This is a genomic window from Geobacter sp. (genome assembly GCF_030834625.1).
Classification (GTDB): domain Bacteria; phylum Desulfobacterota; class Desulfuromonadia; order Geobacterales; family Geobacteraceae; genus Geobacter.
The window spans coordinates 22,421-28,704 of sequence record NZ_JAUQXO010000008.1 but is presented as its reverse complement, the minus strand read 5'-3'; the positions used below and the strand labels follow the sequence as shown (position 1 = coordinate 28,704).

The 6,284-nt window shown below is 59.1% G+C and carries 5 protein-coding genes; 1 reads left to right on the top strand and 4 read right to left on the bottom strand.

Translation table 11 applies throughout. From position 1 onward, the window contains the following. Both RCH91_RS00645 and RCH91_RS00640 read right to left on the bottom strand, forming a co-directional pair. Nucleotides 1-267, bottom strand: a 267-nt coding sequence (locus tag RCH91_RS00645; RefSeq protein ID WP_306532581.1) for a 4Fe-4S dicluster domain-containing protein, incomplete at its 3' end; no start/stop codon positions are given. A 440-nt stretch (nt 268-707) separates the two neighbouring features. Further along, complete coding sequence (locus tag RCH91_RS00640; RefSeq protein WP_306532580.1) at nt 708-2,051, bottom strand: aldehyde dehydrogenase family protein; 1,344 nt, start codon at nt 2,049-2,051, stop codon at nt 708-710. 399 nt (nt 2,052-2,450) lie between these two features. Between RCH91_RS00640 and RCH91_RS00635 the strand changes: the two genes are divergently transcribed. Further along, nucleotides 2,451-4,403, top strand: coding sequence for a sigma-54-dependent Fis family transcriptional regulator (locus tag RCH91_RS00635; RefSeq protein WP_306532579.1), 1,953 nt, complete (start codon nt 2,451-2,453; stop codon nt 4,401-4,403). Between the two features lie 38 nt (nt 4,404-4,441). Here RCH91_RS00635 and RCH91_RS00630 read toward each other — a convergent pair whose 3' ends face one another. After that, nucleotides 4,442-5,866 (bottom strand): aldehyde dehydrogenase family protein, encoded by a 1,425-nt coding sequence (locus tag RCH91_RS00630; RefSeq protein ID WP_306532578.1) that lies wholly within the window; start codon nt 5,864-5,866, stop codon nt 4,442-4,444. A 151-nt stretch (nt 5,867-6,017) separates the two neighbouring features. Then, entirely contained in the window at nt 6,018-6,191 is a 174-nt protein-coding gene (locus RCH91_RS00625; RefSeq protein WP_306532577.1) for a hypothetical protein, read from the bottom strand. Between the last annotated feature and the right edge of the window lie 93 nt (nt 6,192-6,284).

The following is a 6,284-nucleotide window of genomic DNA, read 5'->3' as shown; positions in this document are numbered from 1 at the left end:
CTTGTTGGGACAGCGGGTGGTGCAGGTCTCGCAGGAGGCGCAGTACCAGATGCTTCGCCCCGCCAGGACCCGCTCGTACTGCCCCAGCTGCAGAAACCGCACGATCCGGTTGGGGGGATGCTCCATGAACGAACGCATGGGGCAGCCGGCCGAGCACTTGCCGCACTGGAAACAGCGCCGCACCGAGCTCCCCGACAGGGCCTCGACTTTCTTCACGAAGTCGAGATTCATGGTCGCGGTGGAAAGGGTCATCTTTGTGTTTTTCACGCTACCTCCTGAGGAGCGCTTCAGTGCGTCATTGGATAACTATCGACATGACGATGCCGATTAAAAAGCAAAAGACACGCCAAAGGCGAGAAGCAGGAAGGATGATGCAGTGCAAACGCAGACTGGAAGCCGAGTGAGGAATGATGCAGGGCTGCGGAATGTTAAAAACGGGAGAAAGAGAACGGATCGGCGTCGAAATCGATCAGGAAACGGTATCAGGCTGCTCGTGCGCCTCTATGTGATGCGGAGTGTCATCTCGGCCATTCTATGGCAAATCTCCACACTGTCGAGCTATTCCCCACACAGGTGAAAAATGATTACTGTCCGAGACCCCCTTTCCCCATGCAGCATCGAACAGGGAGAGCCGCATCAGAACATTACGGGGGGTGGCTGCCCCTGACTGCAGTGGGTCAGGGGCAGCCGTTGAAAGGGTATGCCTGTTACGCTGCCAGTCTCCTTCTCGCAACCCTCTTGATATTGAGGAGGTTCTTGTAGCCCACGTTTTCCGTGGTGATGTTCCCCCCCATGGCACCGCAGCCAAGCGTGAGCGACGGAACCAAGTCGTTGTAAAGGGCGCCGATGGTGCCGTGAACCGAAGGTTGGTTCCAGACAACCCGGTTGGCGGGAACCCGGAGGGCAAACTCTTTTGCCACCTCTTCGTCCTCAGTGAACACAACGGCCGAGTGGCCGGCACCGCCGAACTCAAGCTGACAAACGGCGGCGGAAATTGCCTCCTCCCTGGTATCCACGATGTACCAGCCGAGAACCGGCGAGAGCTTCTCGTGGCTCATCCAGTCTTCGGGACCGGTCGTGGTGAGGGGCACCATGAGCAGTTTTATGCTGTCAGGCACGCTGAAACCGGCCAGTTTGGCAATAACCTGGGGCTTCTTGCCGATGATCTGCATGGCCGGGACACCCCGCTCCTTGTCGAACATCACCGCTTCCAGCTTGGCCTTCTCTGCGTCACTGCAGAGGTAGGCGCCGTTTCTCTCGAAGAGGATGAGGGCTTTTTCCGCAACGTTCCGGTCGTCGAAGATCACCGACTGGTCGGAGGAGCAGATGGTGCCGTTGTCGAAGGTTTTCGAGGCAATGACATCCTCCACTGCCATATGAAGATTGGCGGTCTTTTCGATAAAGACGGGTACATTGCCCGGTCCGACGCCCAGGGCGGGATGGCCGGAGCTGTAGGCTGCCTTGACCATGGCTCCGCCGCCGGTGGCAATGACCATCGCCACATTCTGATGCTTCATGAGGGAGTCCGTGGCTTCAATGGACGGCTCCGTGACCCACTGGATGCAGTTCGCCGGAGCACCCGCAGCCACGGCTGCGTCGAGCATGATCTGGGCGGCCGCGGCACTGCATTTCTGTGCCTTGGGGTGAAAGGCGAAGCAGATTACATTGCGCCCCTTGAGGGCAATGAGGGACTTGAAGAGGGTCGTAGCGGCCGGATTGGTAACCGGGGTGATGGCGGCGATAATGCCGTACGGCTCGGCAATGGTGAGGATGCTGTCGTCTTCCTCGATGATGCCGACCGACTTCTTGTCCTTCATGTAGTCATAGACGGTCTGGGTGCCGAAGTGGTTCTTGATGACCTTGTCCTCCACGTTGCCGATGCCGGTCTCCTCAACGGCCATCTCGGCAAGCTTCCTTTCGGCAGCAACGCCGGCCTTGCACATGGCCTCGGTGATTCTGTCCACCTGCTCCTGGGTCAAAGTATTCATCAGTTCGGCTGCCTTGCGTGCCTTTACCATCATCTGATCGATTTCCTGGATTACCGTTGCCATGGTCTGTCTCCTTTTAGTGTCGAGGCGTTTTGTTCACCCTCTGAATGTTTGTGCCGGTGCACGTTACCGGAGAGAGAGCAGTGACCATACCAACGCGTAAAACATTTTTTTATATTTCTGGTCGAATATATCGTTCCGAACATTTGTCCATATATTTCACACTGTTTTGAGTCATGTCTGCACCAGCTAAAGACGCGTTAAACATCTTTTTGTTAACGAATGCTAAACACTAGACCGAGAAAGTGTCCCACAATGTGACATGTGAAAAACTGCCATGTCACATTTTAAAACATAATCGCATCATCCCATGGCATGGATATGGCAGTATATTCCTCGCAGACAAAGTCTGAACCTGCGCTTGAGCCTAAGTACGCATAACGCGGTTATAGGGAGGATGTGATGGGGAGATTCGCTACAGAAGAGTTTGATCCTGTCCGGAAAGCCCGTGAAGAGTTTCTGTCACTGGGGACAGTCCCGACCGGTCTCGTGGCCGACACCATACTCCGTTCGTGGCGACGCTCCGCGGAGCGGGGAATAGTCATGGGACAGGGGGGTGCCCGGTGTACTTCCCGGCATGACCTGCTGCGGCGTCAGGACAAGAATCATGTTCTCCTTACCCGGTCCCGGTCGGTGATGGAAGGTCTCTACCAGGAGATATCCGGAACCTCAAGCATGGTGCTTCTGGCTGACCGCGAGGGTGTGATACTTCATTCCATAGGCGATGCCGATTTCGTGCAGCAGGCTCAGCAGGTTTCCCTGAAACCGGGGGGAATCTGGTCGGAGGGGGTAAATGGCACCAATGCGATCGGAACCTCCCTGGTAGACCAGGCTCCGGTGCTTGTGCACAGCGCGGAACATTTCAGGGACATCAACCGCTTCCTGACCTGCGCTGCCGCTCCCATCTTCGACCCCAGGGGCTGTATCCTCGGTGTCCTCGACGTCTCCGGAGACTCACGGACCCATCAGCATCACACCATGGCCCTGGTGCGGCTCTCTGCCCAGATGATCGAAAACCAGATGTTCATCCCCGAGTTTCCCGACGATATAGTCATCAATTTCCACCTTCGACCAGAATTCCTCGGCACCCACTACGAGGGGATCGCCGTCTTTGCCCCCGATGGCCGCTTTATCGCCGCCAATCGCAGTGCACTCCTGCAGTTGAGCCTCGACCGGAGCCGGATGACAGGGGAAAGCTTTTCGACGATATTCGGCATCTCCCTGGCGAAGCTTCAGGAGCAGGCGCGTCTTCGCCCCCAACCGGTACTGAAGTTCCCGCTTCCCTCGGGAATTGAAATCTACGGGCGGGTCTGCCTCGGCACTTCCGCTTCTCCCTCGACCATCGTCTCTGGCAGCCCTGTCGTCGCGGCAACGAAAACCCTTCGCCCGGGAGAGAGTACAGAAGGAATCCTGCTGGAAGACCTGCAGCTGGGGGACCCGAAGATGCAGGCGGTCATCGGCAAAGTACGGCGGGTCACGGGACATGACATCCCGATCATGATCGAGGGGGAATCGGGGACCGGAAAGGAACTCCTCGCCCACGCCCTCCACGGTGCCAGTCCGCGGCGCAAAGGCCCGTTCGTCCCGGTAAACTGCGCGGCAATTCCCGAGGGGCTGATCGAGTCTGAGCTCTTCGGGTACCAGGAAGGGGCTTTTACCGGGGCGCGTCGAAAGGGACATATCGGCAAGATACGGGAAGCGGACGGCGGCACCCTGTTCCTCGACGAGATTGGCGAGATGCCGCTGAACCTGCAGGCCCGGCTCCTGAGGGTGCTGCAGGACCGGACGGTGTCTCCCCTCGGCGGGTCGGCAACCCATCGGGTGGACATGACGGTAATCTGCGCCACGAACCGGCGGGTCCGTGACTTGGTGTCCACGGGGAGTTTTCGCGAAGACCTCTACTACCGCCTCAACGGCCTCCTCGTCACCATTCCCACCCTGAGGGAGCGGACAGACAAGCTCCCTCTGGCCCGGCGGATACTTGGGGAATTGTCTGGTACAGGCCGGCACCCGGACCTGGCAACGGAAGTCGCCTGGATATTCGAATCCCATCCCTGGCCAGGAAACATCCGTCAGATGCACAATGTACTCAGGACCGCCGTGGCTCTCCTGGGCGACCGAACTGAAATAACCGTCGAAGATCTTCCCGAGGATTTCCTGGAACAGGCGGGAGTTCTTTCAGGCGCCTCTCCCCTTCCATCCCTGGAGAAAGGAGGAGAAAAATCCCTTGCCGCCATGGAGGAGAGCGTTATCTCCAGCGCCCTGACCCGGACCGGGGGAAATATCGCGGCGGCATCACGGATGCTGGGTATCAGCAGGAACACCCTTTACCGGAAACTCCGTGGAACTGTGTAACCGGTTCGACCTCAAAAAAGAAGTATCCGAGAATAGTGCTACTCCCTGAACTGGATTGCCTTGAGCTCCAGAAACTCCTCCAGCCCGTATTTCCCCAACTCCCGGCCGTGTCCCGACTGCTTGTAGCCGCCGAAGGGGGCCAGAGGGTTGAAGGAGCCGCCGTTGATGTCCACTTGGCCAGTCCGCAGCCGCCGGGCAACCCACTCGGCCCGCTGCACATCCCCCGACCAGACGCCGCCGGCAAGGCCATAGATGGTGTCGTTGGCGATCCTCACCGCGTCTTCCTCGTCCCGGTAGGTCATGATCGAAAGGACCGGCCCGAAGATCTCCTCCCGGGCGATGGTCATGTCGGGAGTGACACGGCCGAAGACGGTCGGCTTCACGAAATAGCCCCGCTCCATCCCTTCGGGCGGCTCGGGGCCACCGCATAGCAGATCCGCTCCCTCGGAGAGTCCTTTCCGGATGTAGTCAAGCACCCGCTCCCGCTGGGTGGCGGAGACCAGGGGACCGAGTCGTGTCTGGTCGGCCAGCGGATCTCCCGGCACATAGGCGGCTGCCGCCTCCACCGCCAGTTGAGCGGCCTGTTCGTAGAGCTGCTCCGGCACCAGCATCCGGCTGTGGGCACTGCAGGTCTGGCCCGAGTTGACGAAACAGGTGGCCGCGGTTCCTTTTACCGCTGCGGGAAGATCGGCATCGTCGAGAATCACGGCGGCGGACTTCCCTCCCAGCTCGAGGGCAACCCGCTTGAGGGTCGCCGAGGCCAGACCGGAAACCGCCATGCCGGCCCGCACCGACCCCGTGAACGACACGAGGTCCACGCCGGGGTGGCCTGCCATGGCCTCACCCACCGGCTCACCGTAACCGCTCACCAGATTGAAGACCCCCGCCGGAAGCCCTGCCTCGTGGATGATCTCGGCAAGGATGAATGCGCTCAGGGGGACGACTTCGCTCGGCTTGAGAATGACAGTGCAGCCGGCAGCCAGGGCAGGCGCCACCTTGGCAACAACCTGGTGAAGGGGATAATTCCACGGCGTGATGCAGGCCGCAACCCCCGCCGGCTCCTTCACGACAAGAGAGTTGCCGATGCGTTCTTCGAAGGGGTAGTCGGCGAGAAGCTTCACGTAGCTCTCCATGACGGCGGTCGGCAGCCCTGCCTGGATGCGTCGGGAGAGTTTGATCGGAATACCGAGCTCCGCCGTGATCGTCTGGGCAATCTCCTCTCCCCGTTTTACCATCCCTTCGCGGATCTTGCGGAGAAACTCCCTGCGGATACCGACCGGTGTGCTTCCCCAGCTTTCAAAGGCATCGCGGGCGGCTGCCACCGCCCACTCCACATCTTCCTCGCCGCATGAGGGAATCTGTCCCATCACCTCCTCGTTCGCCGGATTGACGACGTCGATGAACTCACCTGTCGAGGACGGGGTCCAGGCCCCATTAAGGTATATCTCCTGTCGATTGTGCATTGCTCCCCCTCCCCTGTCTGAACGGGCGTACCGTGGTGTCGCCCCCTCTGGGCGTACGCCGCATGGGGCTAAGTATAACAAAAAAGCCGCCCGGTGTTCCCGAAACGGCTTTCGTCATCACAACCCGATGGCGGACGATGTCTGTGGATGATTAAGCGACCTTCTCCTCGACCTTCTTTACCTCTTCGAAGCACTCTTCGTAATTGTTAAGGCAGTTGGGGCACTCCAGAGCCCTGAAATCGGCACTGACAGTGAGGGGGGTAAAATCCCGGGCAATTCCCTGAAAGTAGCAGATTCCGCATTCGATGATCTTGTTCGATTCCATGGTTTCCTCCCTTTCCTACCGGTTCGCCGCAGCGTTGCGGCATTTTGTTGCCTGCACCATCGTCCAAGGCCATGACATAATTCAAACAAACGC